The organism is Thalassospira sp. CH_XMU1458 (assembly GCF_037027205.1).
Classification (GTDB): Bacteria; Pseudomonadota; Alphaproteobacteria; order Rhodospirillales; family Thalassospiraceae; genus Thalassospira; species Thalassospira tepidiphila.
Genome location: NZ_JAYMDW010000001.1, coordinates 602,896 through 619,033, shown reverse-complemented (window position 1 = coordinate 619,033; position 16,138 = coordinate 602,896). Strand labels below are relative to the sequence as shown.

The 16,138-nt window shown below is 56.5% G+C and carries 10 protein-coding genes; 3 read left to right on the top strand and 7 right to left on the bottom strand.

The window, feature by feature from the left end:
* The first annotated feature begins 123 nt into the window (after window positions 1-123).
* Entirely contained in the window at window positions 124-870 is a 747-nt protein-coding gene (locus tag WBY09_RS02865) for an ABC transporter ATP-binding protein (protein WP_336231909.1), read from the top strand.
* On the top strand, window positions 867-3,425 hold the full coding sequence (locus WBY09_RS02860) for an ABC transporter permease (RefSeq protein ID WP_286792746.1): 2,559 nt from the start codon (window positions 867-869) through the stop codon (window positions 3,423-3,425). The genes WBY09_RS02865 and WBY09_RS02860 overlap by 4 nt, the downstream gene beginning before the upstream one ends.
* Before the next feature lie 108 nt (window positions 3,426-3,533).
* Here WBY09_RS02860 and WBY09_RS02855 read toward each other — a convergent pair whose 3' ends face one another.
* Window positions 3,534-5,150, bottom strand: a complete 1,617-nt coding sequence (locus WBY09_RS02855) for an acyl-CoA synthetase (protein WP_286792745.1) — start codon at window positions 5,148-5,150, stop codon at window positions 3,534-3,536.
* 119 nt (window positions 5,151-5,269) lie between these two features.
* The gene (locus WBY09_RS02850; RefSeq protein WP_336231908.1) at window positions 5,270-6,790 is read right to left on the bottom strand and encodes a hypothetical protein; all 1,521 of its coding nucleotides are present in this window, start codon (window positions 6,788-6,790) and stop codon (window positions 5,270-5,272) included.
* Window positions 6,791-7,049: 259 nt separating this feature from the next.
* Here WBY09_RS02850 and WBY09_RS02845 point away from each other — a divergent pair, with 259 nt between their 5' ends.
* Window positions 7,050-7,769 (top strand): Bax inhibitor-1/YccA family protein, encoded by a 720-nt coding sequence (locus tag WBY09_RS02845; RefSeq protein WP_008888536.1) that lies wholly within the window; start codon window positions 7,050-7,052, stop codon window positions 7,767-7,769.
* Between the two features lie 83 nt (window positions 7,770-7,852).
* Here WBY09_RS02845 and WBY09_RS02840 read toward each other — a convergent pair whose 3' ends face one another.
* The 5 genes from WBY09_RS02840 to WBY09_RS02820 all read right to left on the bottom strand — a co-directional run bounded on the left by WBY09_RS02840 (window position 7,853) and on the right by WBY09_RS02820 (window position 16,022).
* Window positions 7,853-9,451, bottom strand: a complete 1,599-nt coding sequence (locus tag WBY09_RS02840) for a hypothetical protein (RefSeq protein ID WP_286792743.1) — start codon at window positions 9,449-9,451, stop codon at window positions 7,853-7,855.
* Between the two features lie 191 nt (window positions 9,452-9,642).
* Window positions 9,643-10,644: a zinc metalloprotease HtpX gene (gene htpX, locus WBY09_RS02835; RefSeq protein ID WP_286792742.1), complete on the bottom strand. Its 1,002-nt coding sequence runs from the start codon at window positions 10,642-10,644 to the stop codon at window positions 9,643-9,645.
* 210 nt (window positions 10,645-10,854) lie between these two features.
* Window positions 10,855-14,034, bottom strand: a complete 3,180-nt coding sequence (locus WBY09_RS02830; protein WP_063086620.1) for an efflux RND transporter permease subunit — start codon at window positions 14,032-14,034, stop codon at window positions 10,855-10,857.
* 38 nt (window positions 14,035-14,072) lie between these two features.
* On the bottom strand, window positions 14,073-15,248 hold the full coding sequence (locus WBY09_RS02825; RefSeq protein WP_252724001.1) for an efflux RND transporter periplasmic adaptor subunit: 1,176 nt from the start codon (window positions 15,246-15,248) through the stop codon (window positions 14,073-14,075).
* Between the two features lie 135 nt (window positions 15,249-15,383).
* Window positions 15,384-16,022, bottom strand: coding sequence for a TetR/AcrR family transcriptional regulator (locus WBY09_RS02820; protein WP_008888541.1), 639 nt, complete (start codon window positions 16,020-16,022; stop codon window positions 15,384-15,386).
* Window positions 16,023-16,138 lie beyond the last annotated feature (116 nt).

Sequence of the window (16,138 nt, the reverse complement as noted above, 5' to 3'; positions counted from 1 at the left end):
CGACCGTTTACCCTTAAAGAAGTTATTCAGATCAAAAGAAGTCTGAACCAGAAACGTCCTGATCCGTAAGCTTATGTAGCCTGCTTTGTTGATCTTGCAACGGACAACCCGATAGGACCCGAAATGAGTGTGACCGAAACCACCACGATACCGGAACAAAATGTCGCCGCGTCTGGTGAAGCGCCAAAACAGACAATTGATGTGCAAAACCTGAAGCTGCGGCTGCAGGGTCCGGCCGGGGTTGTCGAGATCCTTAAGGGGGTTGATCTTGCGATTGGTGCGGGCGAGCGCGTCTCGCTGGTCGGTCCGTCGGGGTCGGGCAAAACATCACTTTTGATGGTGATCGCCGGACTGGAACAAGCCCAGGAAGGTGTGGTGAAGGTGTGCGGCAAGGACCTGCGCGCCCTTGATGAAGATGGCTTGGCGCTTTATCGCCGCCATCATGTCGGCATCGTGTTTCAGGACTTCCACCTGATCCCGACCATGAGCGCGTTGGAGAACGTTGCGCTTCCGATGGAATTCGCCGGACGTGCGGATGCGTTTGAAAAGGCACGCGAAGAATTGGAGCTTGTCGGGCTGGGTCATCGCACAGATCACTATCCCGGACAGCTATCAGGCGGGGAGCAACAGCGTGTTGCACTTGCACGTGCACTTGCCACCGACCCGGAGCTTTTGCTGGCCGATGAGCCGACCGGCAACCTTGATGGCACGACCGGTGAAACGATTATCGAATTGTTGTTTGATCTGACCAAACGTCGTGGGTCGACCCTGCTTTTGATTACCCATGATCCCGCCCTTGCCAAGCGGTGCGACCGCACGGTGATGCTACGCGACGGCGAAATCGTTTCGCATCTGGAATCGCAGTCATGAGCACATCTGTTTCCCCCACTGACGGTGCGGACCGCCTGTGGTCCATCGCCTGGCGGGTCTGCCGGCGCGAGTTGCGCGGCGGGCTTTCGGGCTTTCGTATTTTTCTGGCGTGTCTGGCGCTTGGCGTCGGGTCGATTGCAGCGGTTGGAAACGTTTCGGAATCCGTTCTATCGGCACTTGAGCGTGACGGGCGGAAGCTTTTGGGTGGCGATGTTGAACTGCGCCTGACCCATCAGGAAGCCACCGGCGATCAGATCGAATGGCTAACCGCGAACACTGAACGTGTGGCCGAACTGGCCACCATGCGCACCACGGCCTATGGCCCGGACCAGCGCCGTCTGGTGGAGCTTAAGGCGGTTGATGATGCCTATCCGCTGTTTGGCGAGATGGAGCTTGCCGATGGGGTTCCCTTCGACGGGATTCTTGATCAGAAGGATGGCGTCTGGGGGGCTGTGACCGAGGCCGGATTGCTGGAACGGCTTCGCATCGATGTCGGGGACACGGTTGCCCTTGGCGATATTGATGTTCAGATCCGTGGTGTGATCAAGACCGAGCCCGACAAGGCAGTTGGCTTTTTCAACTTTGGCCCACGCCTGATGGTGTCGATGGACGGGTTGATGGAGACCGGGCTGGTGCAGCCGGGCAGTCTGATCCGCTATTATTACGCATTGGATATCAACGACAATGAAACCCCGACCGCCTTTCGCGAACGGCTTGAAGAGCAGTTCGAAGATGCGGGCTGGCGTATTCGTGATACGGCCAATGCCAACCCGGGACTGAAACGCTTTATCGAGCGCCTGACCCTGTTCCTGACGCTTGTTGGCCTTTCCGCCCTTTTGGTTGGCGGCATCGGGGTTGCCAATGCGGTGCGCAGCCATATCGAAAGCAAAACATCCGTCATCGCCACGCTTAAATCCATCGGGGCGTCGCATGGCTTGGTGCTTCGGATTTACTTCCTGCAGATCCTTGTTCTGGCCCTGATCGGGATTGCCATCGGGCTTCTGATCGGTGCTGTGACACCAGCGTTGATTGCTCCGCTCTTGTCCGGGCGGTTGCCGATTGATGTGACGCTTGGTCCGGCATTGCCGTCGCTTGTCATTGCGACCAGCTTTGGGGTTTTGACCACACTGGTCTTTGCGCTGCCATCCTTGCTGCGCGCACGCGAAATCCCGGCAGCACGATTGTTCCGTGCCAGTGCCGGCCTGTTTAGTGGTAGTCCGGTGCGCAAGCGTGACCTGCCCTATATCGGGGTGCCGCTGGTGCTGTTGTTGATTCTGACGGTGCTGACCGCGACCGATAAGGCGATCGCGCTTGGCTTTATTGGCGGGTCGGCAGCGGCCGTGGTGATTTTCACCTTTGCCGGACAGGGCATCGTATCCCTTTCGAAACGGTTGATTACGGGCCGCAGTGCCTTTTCCAGACTGGCGCTGGCCAACCTGCACCGTCCGGGCGCAAGTACCGTCCCGGTTGCGTTATCGCTTGGGCTGGGCCTCACACTTCTGGTGACGATTTCCGGGATCGAGGGCAACCTTGATAACGAGATTAACGAGAACCTGCCGGACTCTGCCCCGGCCTTCTTCTTCCTTGATATTCGCCCCGATCAGATCGAGCAGTTCCGAGGCCAGCTTCTGGCACAGGACAACGTTTCGGATATCGAACAAACACCGATGCTGCGTGGCCGGGTAACGGCGGTTGACGGGGTTAATTCCAACGATGTCGGACCGGGTGATGATCGCTGGTTCCTGCGTGGGGACCGCGGACTTACCTTTGCCGCCACCCCGCCGCCGGAAACCAAACTGGTGCGCGGCGAATGGTGGCCGGCTGACTACAATGATGCGTCCAAGCCGCTGGTGTCGATCAGTGCCGATATCGGCAATGCGTTTGATCTGGAGCCGGGCGATACATTGACCGTCAATGTGCTGGGCCGCGATATCACCGCCGAGATCGCCAACTGGCGCGAGATCGAATGGCAAAGCCTGCGTATGAATTTCGCGATGGTGTTTTCGCCGGGCCTGATCGACAAGGCGCCCTATAGCCTGATCGCTACTGCCCATATGCCGCGCGAAATGGAAGAACCGGTTGATCGCATGATCGGCGTGGACTTCCCGAATGTCTCGGCCATCCGGGTACGTGAAGCGCTGGAAGCGGCCAATGCCATTCTGGCGGGGATCGGAACGGCGCTTAACGCCACCAGCATGATTGCGATTGTTGCCGGTGTACTTGTGCTTGGCGGGGCGGTTGCGGCCGGTCGGCGCAAGCGCATCTATGACGCCGTGGTGCTCAAGACCCTGGGCGCAACACGGGCCAACATCCTTTATGCCTATGCGCTGGAATACGGCATCCTTGGCCTTGCCACCGGGGTGATTGCGGCCGTCGTCGGGTCGGTTGCCGCCTGGTCGGTGCTGGTGCTGATCATGGAAGCCAACTGGGTGCTGTTACCGATGACCATTCTGGGTCCGATTGCCATTGGTCTGTTTGCCACGCTGGCGGCTGGCTTTATCGGCACTTGGCAGGCATTGCGCAGCCCGGCAGCACCGTTGTTGCGCAACGAATAAGCCCCCAGCAACCAGCAGCCTTAAACAGACAAGGCCAGATCCAGATGGACCCGGCCTTGTTTTTTGCGAAAACCGTTTCGAAAACGATCTGAATTGACTGATTGAGGATCAGGCGATGTCGCGCAGTGCCCGCCTGACGACCTTGCCGGTGGTTGTCATCGGCAGCTGATCGAGGAAGGCGATCTCGCGCGGGTATTCGTGTGCGGCCAAGCGGGTTTTAACGAAGTCCTTGATTTCGCTCTCAAGCGCCGGGCTTTGGGCAAAGCCATCGGCCAGCACGACAAAGGCCTTTACGATCTGGCCGCGCTGTTCGTCGGGTTTGCCAATCACACCGGCCATGCGCACAGCCGGATGTCCAATCAGACAATCCTCGATCTCGCCCGGGCCGATGCGATATCCCGCCGAGCTGATCAGATCATCGTCCCGCCCGACAAAGCGGATATAGCCATCAGCATCAATACACCCCATATCGCCGGTCAAAAGCCATTCGCCGACAAACTTGTCACGGGTGGCTTCGGGATTGCGCCAATATTCCAGGAACATCACCGGATCTGGCGCACGCACGGCAATGCGGCCCATTTCACCGGGTTCAAGCACCTTGCCACTCAGATCAATCACCGCGACATCGTGGCCGGGCACCGGACGACCCATCACACCGGGTTTGGGTTCCATGATCGACTGACAGGAACTGACCACCATGTTGCATTCGGTCTGCCCATAGAACTCGTTGATGGTGAGGCCAAACACCCGACGCCCCCAATCAAGAAGTTCCGCACCCAATGTTTCGCCACCGCTTGCAATGGAGCGGAGTTTAAAATTGAACCTTTGCGCCATATCGTCACCAGCCGCGCGCATCATCTTGAGCGCAGTTGGCGGCAGGAAGGTATTGCGCACGCCATATTCGGCCATCAGGCGAAAGGCATCCTCGGGCGTGAATTTTTCAAACCGGTGGGCGACGACAGGCACGCCGTGATGCCAGGCCGGCAACAAAACATCCAAAAGCCCGCCAATCCAGGCCCAGTCAGCCGGGGTCCACATGACATCCCCGTCTTCGGGGAAGAAGTCATGCGACATTTCAACACCAGGCAAATGGCCAAGCAACACCCGGTGCGCATGCAGCGCGCCTTTCGGCTGACCGGTGGTGCCGGATGTGTAAATGATCAGGGCCGGTTCATCGGCACGGGTATTGACCGGCTCAAACTCGTCACTGGCTTCTGATGACAGGGCCTTGAAATCAAAACATTGATCAGGCGCGCCATCAATCACATAGACATATTCAAGGGCGGGCAGAAGATCGCGGATTTCGGCAATCTTGGCGGCCCCTTCGCGGTCTGTCACCAAGGCCTTGGCCGCGCAGTTACCCAGCCGGTATTCCAGCGCATCGACCCCAAACAGGGTAAAGAGCGGCACAGCAATGCCGCCCATCTTGTAGGTCGCAACGTGGGCAATCGCCGTTTCCGGGCTTTGTGGCAAAAGAATCCCGACCCGGTCACCACGCCTTATGCCATGACGGCGCATGACATTGGCAAAGCGGTTCGACAGGCGTTTGATCTGCGCAAATGTGTAGTCGCGGCGCGATCCATCGCGCCGACGATGCATCAATGCCAGACGATCCGGGTCATCCGCCCATTTGTCGCAAACATCGACACCGATATTAAAGTGGGTTGGCACGTTCCAGGCAAAGCGTGAACGTACCGCCGCATAGTCTGAACGACTGCCCAGCATGTTTCCTCCCTGAATTCGCCGCTGTTCTTTGTTTTTGGGTGCGGCAAATGTTGCGGAGCATGCTAGTGGCAATCGGTGGAAATTGGAAGGTCTGTCTGCGCGGTCCCGATGGCTGGTATTTAGCTGCCCGGATCAAGCAGGAAGGTGAAGTTGGCGTTCTGTCCGACGTCGGTCGTTGCACGGGCATGACAGCCAAGGCAGGTGGCATCAGACTGATCCTGCATGAAGCTTTCAAGCGTGCTGTTGGTCAAAAAGCGCGGTACTTCGCCAATACCAAACGGTTCACCGCCGGGATTGCCGATCCATTGCGTGCCGAGCAGCATATAATTTGCAAGGACGCTGTCGTTCAGTTTGGTCTGCCAGACAAAGTTGCTTTCAGCCGTACCGGAGAATAGCCGCCAGCAACGTACAATATCTGGCGGGGTCGGATGCCCCCCGGACGCAAGGCGCGCATAAGGCGGGTTATCTGCCCATTTCAGAATCTCGGATACCGGTTGATTGGCCGGACTGCCGGTTGGTAGTCGGCCGCCATAAAAGGCGAATTCCCCTTCGACCGCTTCGGGCACGAGACAGCCGTTTTCAAACGGTTGCTTGGTGATGATGCTGTTGGGACGCCGTGCATTGGCGGCCAAGGGCACATTATCGATATGTTCGAAGCTCGACCAGATCCAGCGATCCCCGTTGCCACTGGCGACCCGCTGGACAAGATGCATGCCCACCAAGCCGACCGTGACATCAAGACATTTCGCCCGGCCATCAATTGTCTGATCACCCGCAAGCGATATTCGCGCCGGGCGGGTAAAATAACGATCCCGACTTGTCTCATCCGCAGTTGGCAGAATACGCCAGGAAAACTTCAGAAGCTGTGCCCCCATCATACCGGGGGCGGAGGCTGGAATGGCAGGGCCGGACGCGTTTGCGGCATCATTGGCAACCGCATCAGCAGAAGCGAGTTTTACCTTCGTTGCGACATTGGCCTGCAGATGGCCGGTGGGGAAATCGATGTTTTTCCCGGACGTGGCAAAGGCGGCACGCCCGGCTGGCGTTTGCAGGTTGTTTGCGATGATATAGTCGGCAGCGACCGGATTAATGCGGGTTTCGAAAAGAACGAAATTGCCTGCCTGATCAATCAGCACATCACCGGTAGATTGCAGATAACTTGCCAGCAGCAAATGCCCGTCGGGAAGATCATCGGCACAGGCCGGATTCGGATAGGTCACCTCGGAAAACAGGTCGCGCCGGGTCGGGAAGCTTTCCCATAAGGCGGACTGATCGGGATGATCAAGCGGCGCCATAAGCGACGTGAATGCCTGCCAGGAGAACCGGTCAAACGGGCGCTGGGCGTGATAGGCAAGGAAACGATAAACGAAGCTGGCGTCGAATTCCGGCACATCAACCGGCGCAATAGCGCACGGCCCCGTGCCATTGCCATCGGCACAGAATTCTGCATTGTCATAGGTGTCGGTAAAGACCGGAATATCGCCATCACCGGCTGCACGTTTCAAACTGGCATTTTGCGCTTGCCCGACCGTCGCGGCAGTCATCATGCACACAATAACCAAAACTAGTTTTGCCACGGCATGCGCCAACACCCCGACAGGGGTCAATATGGGCATATCGAGTGCGATGGAACGTGACATGATCCAGGGCCTGTGTACGTTTCACGACGGTTTTGTTCATCCCGTAAGGGCACCATCATAGACCGGTTTACAGAACGTGTCGCCAATATGCGATTTCACGATAGCGTCACATCCAGGGTGAACAAGTTCACATCTGACGGCGGCCCGGAGTTGCACAATCTGTCAAAACGTTGCTTTTCCCGGAAATCCTGCCATATTTTGATCATCGCAGAATTGTATACCTATGTTCTGCTCACAATTGGATCAAAGAGGGATTTCAATGGCTTTTGAAACGCGTCAACGCGGCTATGACGTCTCGGTTGGCCGGTCGGCGGCCGAGATCGATGAAGGTCTCCGCGCCTATATGCTGCGTGTCTATAACTACATGGCATCCGCACTTGCCCTGACCGGTATCGTGGCAATGGCTGTGTCGACCAGCCCGACCCTGATGCAGGCTATTTTCGGCACCGGACTGCACTGGATTGTCATGCTGGCCCCGATCGGGCTTGTGTTCTTCCTGAGCGCGCGCATCCACAAGATGAGCTTTGGTGCCGCACAGGCGACATTCTGGATCTACGCCGCAATGATGGGTCTGTCCCTTGCGTCGATCTTCCTGGTTTATACCGGTGAGTCGATCGCGCGCACGTTCTTCATCACCGCGGGTACCTTTGGTGCGATGAGCCTGTTTGGCTATACCACCAAGAAGGACCTTTCGGGCTGGGGCAGCTTCCTGTTCATGGGCCTGATCGGTATCATCATCGCAATGGTGGTGAACATCTTCCTTGCCAGCACGATGCTGCAGTTCGTCATTTCGGCGGCTGGTGTTCTGATCTTTACGGGCCTTACCGCCTATGACACCCAGCGCATCAAGGAAGAATATCACGAGCATGACGATGCAACGACCGCAGGCAAAAAAGCCCTGTTTGGCGCGCTGCGTCTGTATCTCGACTTCGTGAACCTGTTCATCATGCTGCTGCACTTCTTTGGCAATCGCGAATAGAAGTTGCCCGGCAGTCGCAGTCAAAACCCCCGCAGCATCCGCTGCGGGGGTTTCTTTTTGTCTTGTCTTTGCTCAGGATGGGCTCAGGACGCGTTTGCCGTGTCTTTGCCAAGGCCACCGGTTGCGTCCATAAGCGTCTTGCGATGTCCAAGCTGCGACAGGAAGTTTTCCGAGCGGGTAAAGCCACCCGAAGCAGCACGCGCAGCCCCCTTTGCACCGGCTTCGTTAAATGCCTCATAGGCCTGTGAATAGCTCATCCGGGCGTGGGTGAGCATTTCGATATCCTTGTGCAGATTGCCGTTGGTCAGATAGACGGTGGCAAGTGCGAACATGATCCGACCCCAGATATAGGGATGATCGCGCCGTGTGCAGACTTTAAGGGCGGCCTGAAAAACCGGGACAACCTGCGTATCGGGGATGGTCACGTCGCGAATGGTGGCAGACGATACAATCGCATCCGCCAGACCATAGGCGATCAACGCATAAAGCGGGCCGTGAACGCGTGCATTGATCATGCCGAGCGCCCGGCGGTAATGCCCAGCACCCTTATCGACGATCTGGGCATTTTCCTTGTCCTTGCCGGTCAAGACCATGGCCTCGCCGAGTTTGCAGATTGAAAGGGCACGATCGACCGGCGAGCCCATCGAAAGTTCGATCCTGCGTTCCAGCATGCGCCAGATCGCAATCGACAACTCGCCAGAGCGCGCCTTGAGGTTTGCGATCAGTGACCAGTTCACAAGTGATCCATAAAGGGCGAGTGCCGCCGTGGTGCGGGGATCCACCTTGGAAAAATCCGTGACACGATCAAGCAATTCCGAAAGCTGGCTGGTCGGCGCGGCCGGATCATTTTCCGCCAAGGCTTCGCCTTTGAGACCGGTTGGTGCAGCGGTTTTTCCGGTGGCGGCCACTGGTTTTTCGGCAATATCGGCCACCATCTGGCGGATATAGGGTTCCATGACACGAAGCGCACTTGCGCAATAGGAACGATCACCGGTTTCCGACAGGACAAACGCCCCGAACCCATAGGCCAGCGCCGCACCGGCACCAGCGTGCGAAAAGACTTCTCCGCCCAGAACGCGGTCCTGAAGGTCTTCCATGATCGCCGCCAGACGCGCAATCTGAAGGGCACGCTGTTCGCCGCCCCGGGATGTCAGGACAAGCTGCGCGTTCAACAGCACCCGCAATGCCTCGGCAACGTCGGAATGGGTCGGCTGACGGAAGATATAAGTCTGGGGCAGCATCAGGTCATAAAGCGACGATGTCAGGGCATCGCTGACCAGATAGAGGTTGAGATACCCGGTGCTGGCATCCTGACGCCCCCAGAAGACCGTATCGGCATCCTTGCGATGCGCCATATTAAGAACGCTTAGCTGTGCTTCGCGTATGGCCTGAAACGGATCGGCTGCATCGGGATTTGGTGTAAAGAACTGATCAATCCGAATCCCTTCGCTTTCGGGGACGGACGAGACAGCAGCTGTCACGATATCTGAAATATCATCAACGGAACTTGCACCGATATGGGCGTTGGTATCGGCAGGCGTGAAGCGGGCGATGGCATATCGGCACAGGACATCATCTGTCGCCAGAATATCTCTGGGAGCACCCCCCGTATCATCGACAGTATCGGCACCTGTGATCAAAGATTTGAACACAAGGCCAACCATTGACCAGAAACCAGCCATTCTTGTCCTTATCTGTTCCCTGCTTCTCGGAGCCTGAACAGCAGGGATCTCAAGACTTTAGTAGGGACATTTTCGTCCTACAAATCAGGTTGGTCAATGGCGTGGGTTGTCATTTCACTCATACCGAAGAATAGGGTGCACGATCCCAAAAAGGGTGAAATGACATCCAACAAAACAGTGTTTTACCGGGTTCAGGACTCCCAGGGCCGTTTGCGCTGTCGCGATGCGTTGGGCGTGGAAGAAGCGGATTTTGATGAATTTCGGCCCCAAGGACCGCGGGATCGTGCCGCCTTGGCAACACCGGCCCCCTGCCCTGCCGGACGGCCCGATGCATTGCTTGCAGACGTGCCTGACATTTCCTTCAGGCGCGCGATGCGGTTGGCCATGTTGGGGTGGGTTGAAAACAAATTATCAACACCTTTGCCCGACAGCGGGTTGGCAATGTACATGTGGGCCATCGCCGGGTTGCGTTCGGCATCCATGTTCGGGATGGCGTGAACACCCTTATCGAGTTTGTTCAGCGCACTGGCCAGCCACATCGGATGGCCACAGATTTCAGCCCCGATCTTGTCGGCTTCATATTCGCGGGTGCGCGAAATTGCCATTTGCACGATCATCGCACCCAAGGGTGCCAGAATGGCAATCAGGATCATTCCGATCCCGCCCAGCGGATTGTTGTTGTCGCGGTTGCCGCCAAACATGCCGGCAAACATTGCGAAGTTGGCCAACGCGGAAATCGCCCCGGCAATGGTCGCGGTGATGGTCATGGTCAGGGTATCGCGGTTTTTGACATGGGCCAGTTCATGGGCCATGACGCCAGCGATTTCGTTGCGATCAAGCAGTTTGAGCAACCCTGTGGTCGCCGCCACCGCTGCGTTTTCCGGGTTACGGCCCGTGGCAAAGGCGTTTGGTTGCGGGTTTTCAATCACATAGACCTTGGGCATCGGCAGATCGGCATTGCGCGCAAGGTCGCGCACCATCGCCACCAGTTCGGGTGCTGTTTTGTCATCGACCTGCCGGGCACTGCGCATGCGCAGCAGCATCGCGTCCGAATTCCAATAGGCGAACACATTCATGGCCGCTGCAAACAGCAGCGCGATAATCATGCCCTGTTGGCCGCCAATCATCATGCCGACCGCGCCAAACAGCGCCGTCAATCCGGCCAGCAACAAACCTGTACGCACATAGTTCATGGTCGAAAACCCTTATCGACAAACATTCCGACCGAAAGATAAGGCGAAGTCCGGCCAAGGCAAGGGCCATCAGACCAAACTGAGATATGGCTCACATCAGAAAAACCAAAACGGGGCCGACTTGCGTCAGCCCCGTTCGGGAATTTAAAACAGCCGGACCGGCGGGGTCGGGGGAAAAAGACGGTCCGGCTGTTTATGCAACGATATCGGTCACTCCGCAGGCTGGTGTGTTTCAGCCTCATCAAGTGAACGAACGTCGTTGCGCCGGCCAATCATGCGTACAAGAACATAAAAGACCGGGGTCAGAATCAGGCCAAATATCGTCACGCCCAGCATGCCCGAGAACACGGCAATACCAATCGCGTGGCGCATCTCGGCACCGGCACCACTGGACAGAACCAGCGGGACGACACCCATGATAAAGGCCAGAGAAGTCATCAGGATCGGGCGCAGACGAAGGCGGCTGGCCTCGATCGCGGCCTGAACGGTGCTGCGGCCCTGATGTTCAAGTTCTCGGGCGAACTCGACAATCAGGATGGCGTTCTTTGATGCCAGTCCGGCCAGCACAAACAGGCTGATCTGGGTGAAGATATTATTGTCACCCCCGAACAGATAGACGCCAAAGATGGCTGACAGGATGCTCATCGGGACGATCAGGATCACCGCCAATGGCATGGTCAGGCTTTCATATTGCGCCGCCAGCACCAGGAACACGAGCAGGATACAGATCGGGAAAACAAAGATCGCTGTATTGCCTGCCAGGATCTGCTGATAGGTCAGCTCCGTCCATTCATAGGACATGCCCGGTGGCAAGGTTTCATCAAGGATCTTGGTGATCGCCGCCTGTGCATCGCCACTGGAATATCCCGGTGCCGCGTTACCATTCAGATCGGCAGAACGGAACGCGTTATAGCGCATTGCCGTATCCGGCCCGAATGTTTCGGAGACCGACAGCACAGAACCAAGCGGCACCATGTCGCCGTCCGCGTTGCGGGTTTGCAGGCGCAGGATGTCATCGGGGCTTGAACGATATGGCTTGTCTGCCTGTGCGATCACCTGATAGGTGCGGCCAAAGGCATTGAAGTCATTAACATACATCGACCCCAGATAGACCTGCATGGTCCGGAAGATTTCATCAACCGGGATGCCAAGCTGCTGGACCTTGGTACGGTCAAGCGTTGCCTGAAGCTGCGGCACGTTGATGTTGTAGCTTGAAAACACACCGGTCAGTTCCGGTGCGGCCCATGCCTTGGCAAGGACCTGTTTCATCGCATCATCAAGCGCACGATAGCCCTGATCGGAGCGATCCTGTACCTGAAGCTTGAACCCGCCAACGGTACCAAGCCCCTGTACCGGCGGTGCCGGGAAGATGGCGACAAAGGCCTCGTCAATCGCGCCAAATTTCTGCTGGAGCTTGCCGGCGATAGCAAGACCCGACAGATCATCGCTTTTGCGTTCGGCAAAATCCGTCAGCGTGACAAAGACGATGCCCGCACTTGAGCTGTTTACAAAGCCGTTAATTGAAAGCCCCGGGAAGGCCACAGCACTTTCAACACCGGGTTCGCGAAGCGCGATGTCAGACATTTCACGAATGACGTCTTCGGTCCGGTCCAGTGTCGCGCCCTGCGGAAGCTGGGCGAAGCTGACAAGATACTGCTTGTCCTGAAGCGGCACGAAGCCTGTCGGCAGGATCTGGAAGCCCTGATAGGTCAATGCCAGAAGACCGACATAAAGCACCATCATAATGGCCTTTACACCCAGCAGGCGTTTCACACCACCGGCGTAAAGATCGGTGCTGCGATTAAAGAATCGGTTGAAGGCGCGGAAGAACCAGCCAAAGACAAAGTCCATACCGCGTGTCAGCCAATCTTTTGGCGCGTCGTGACTGCGCAGAAGCACAGCCGACAAGGCCGGGCTCAGCGTCAGTGAGTTGACGGTGGAAATGATCGTGGCAATCGCGATGGTTAGGGCAAATTGCTGATAGAACTGGCCGGTCAGGCCGGAAATAAAGGCAATCGGCACAAACACACCGGTGATGACAAGCGAGGTCGCAATGATCGGCCCGGTCACTTCGCGCATGGCAGCAACCGTTGCATCGCGCGGCGAAAGACCACGTTCGATGTTTCGTTCAACGTTTTCGACGACGACAATCGCATCATCGACCACGATCCCGATGGCCAGGATCAAGCCAAACAGCGACAGCACGTTGATCGAAAAGCCCATCAAAAGCATCAGCGCAAAGGTACCGATGATCGATACCGGCACGGCCAGCAACGGAATGATCGAGGCACGCCATGTCTGCAAGAACACTGTCACCACGACAACCACAAGGGCGACCGCCTCAAGCAATGTCATGATGACCGACTTGATCGAACCACGGACAAACACGGTCGGGTCATAGACAATCGAGTAATCGAGATCGTCCGGGAAGTTCTGTTTGAGTTCTTCCATGGTGGCGCGGACGTTGCTGGAAATATCAAGTGCGTTCGAGCCCGGCGATGCAAAGATCGGGATCGCCACCGCCGGTTTGTTATCAAGCAGGGAACGCAGCGCATATTGCTGGGCTTCCATTTCGATGCGCGCAACATCGCCCAAACGCGTAATCGTGCCATCAGTTTCGCGTTTGATGATGATGTTTTCGAACTCTTCGGGGCTTTCCAGACGACCGCTGATATTGATCGGCAACTGGAACTGCACACCAGTGTCATAAGGTGCACCACCAATGATGCCGGCTGCGACCTGAACGTTCTGGCTTTGAATGGCCGAAACCACCTCGCCCGCGGTCAGGTTACGTTCGGCAACCTTGTCGGGGTTAAGCCAGACACGCATGGCATAATCGCCCGAGCCAAACAGCCCGACCTGTCCGACACCGGTGATACGCGCCAGACGGTCACGGACATTCAGCGTCGCGTAGTTCCGCAAATACAGCATGTCATAGCGTTCATTGGGTGAACGCAAATGCACGACCATCGTCAAATCCGGCGAACGTTTGGACACTGTAACGCCAAGCTGGCGAACAATATCAGGCAGGCGTGGTTCAGCCTGCGAGACGCGGTTCTGGACTTTCTGCTGGGCAAGATCCGGGTCGGTACCAATTTCAAACGTCACGGTCAGGGACAGATTGCCATCGGTGGTGGCCAGTGAGTTGATATAAAGCATCCCCTCAACCCCGTTGATCTGCTCTTCAAGCGGGGAGGCAACGGTTTCGGAAATCTCGGCCGGGTTTGCACCGGGGAATTTGGCTTCGACCACGATCGAGGGCGGCACGACTTCCGGATATTCGGAAATCGGCAAACGCCACATGGCAATCAGGCCCGCCAACAAGATCAGGACGGACAGGACGCCAGCAAAGATCGGGCGATCCACAAAAAAGCGGGAAAGATTCTGCATGTTTTTCAGCCTTGCTTTAAAGCGCAGTCACACATCGATTACGATGCGGAGGCCTGCAGAATTTCCGGCGCGACAGGCATACCCGGCCGAACCTTCATGATGCCGTTGACGATCACCAGATCACCTTCGTTCAGACCCGACGTCACAATGCGCATGCCATTGATTTCCGAACCCAGCGTTACCTGACGATAGGCAACCGTATTGTCGGGTTCGACAACATAGACAAACTTGCGGTCCTGATCGGTGCTGACAGCTTCTGGCGAGACCATGATGACGTTGCTTTTGGCCAATGTGCCGACCTCAAGGCTGGCAAAGGTGCCGGGCAGAAGACTGCCATCAAGGTTATCAAACAGCGCACGGGTCCGGATGGTACCGGTCCGCGGATCAATGCGGTTGTCAAAGCTGTGCACGTGACCGGACACATGACGACCATTCGACAGCGTCATATTGACCGGAATGGTTTGGGCAGCAGCATCGACTTTGCCGCTGTCGCCAAGACTTGCAAAGAAGGTCTGCTCATCCAGGTCGAAGTCGGCATAGATTTTACCGGTGGAGACAATCGTGGTCAGGACCGGGGCATTGGGGCCGGCATTGACCTGGTTGCCGACGGTCAGCTCAACCCGGCTGACACGGCCATTGATCGGCGCTTTGACATAGGCGTGATCGAGCTGGATTTCGGCCAGTTCAAGCTTGGCTTTGGCGCGGCTGACGTCACTTTGGGCAACCTGATGGGTGCTGAGACGTTCGTCATAGACGCGCTTGGAAACCGTGCCGTTGGAAACGAGTTTCTCGGCCCGTTCCTTTTCCTTTTTCGCCAGCGACAGGTTCTGCTGGGCAGCCGCCAGTTCGGCGCGGGCTTCGTCGACCGCGGCCTGATAACTGCGCGGGTCAATCACGGCAAGGATATCGCCCTCGTTGACCAATTCACCGTCTTCAAAAAGGATTTCGACAATCGCACCACTGACCTGCGGGCGCAGTTGCACTTCCTCGACCGCACTCAGACGGCCGGAAAAGTTGCTCCAGAGGCGGACAGATTGAGTTTTGACACCCGATACGGTGACCGGGGTTGCCGGAGGGGCTGCTTGTTCGGTTTGAACCGCGACCTCATCAGCGGCGGATCCGGTGATATGCAGACCATATCCACCGGCGGCAGCAACCAGCGCCAAGGCGGCAGCTGGCAGCAAAATTTTGCGTTTTGATCGAGACTGCATCATTCCATCTTCCAAATAGGTTACGCCGCGCACAGGCAGCACGTTTGGAAGAAAAATGGATACCGATCGGTATGTTTGCAAGTGAATTTAGAGAAAAAAGTGAACTATTTTCTCTGGACAACGAAACTTACAGAGGATTTACGCGGCTGTTTCCGCGTCTACATCCCTGTATTTGCACTGCAAATTAAGGATTCGGCAGATGCCGTTGCGAATGTCAGACCGAACGGTATCAAGATCATTGAAAACCTGGCCATAGGTCAGCAAACCGTGAACATACTGGAAAATCAATCGCGCCAAAGTTGTGGCGTCGCCATCTTCACCCAGCATGCCCTCGCCCTTCAGGCCGCGCACCATGGACGCCAGATATTTGATCTGCTCTTCGGCAAGTTCGCGTGAACAGGCCTGGATCGGCTCATCTTCCGGGCCGACCTGGCCACCGGCGGTGAAAATCGGGCAGACACAGACTTCGTTTTCCCCGGGAACGGCATAGCGTTCCTGCTTGTTGCAAATGAGTTCGATATAGCTGTTAAGCTGTTCAAGCGGCGGAACATCCGGGGAAAAGATAGCGCGAAGCTCGTCCTTGCCCTTTTCCCAGTGATGGCGGGCGGCTGCGGCAAACAGCTCCGCCTTGCTGTCAAAGTGATGATAGAACGCACCCTTTGTTACCCCGGCATGCTTGCATACATCACTGACGCCAACGTCGTGGTAACTGCGTGTTGCCAATAGCTCCATCGCCGTTTCAAGCAGCTTGATCCGGGTTTCTGTAGCGTTCCTCATAACATTAACCTGTTTTGTTTATATGTCTCAGATATACATACCGGTTGGTATTTTTCAAGGAATACACCGGCAATATTTTGATCCCATCATATAATAATGGCAGCAGAATGACAGGA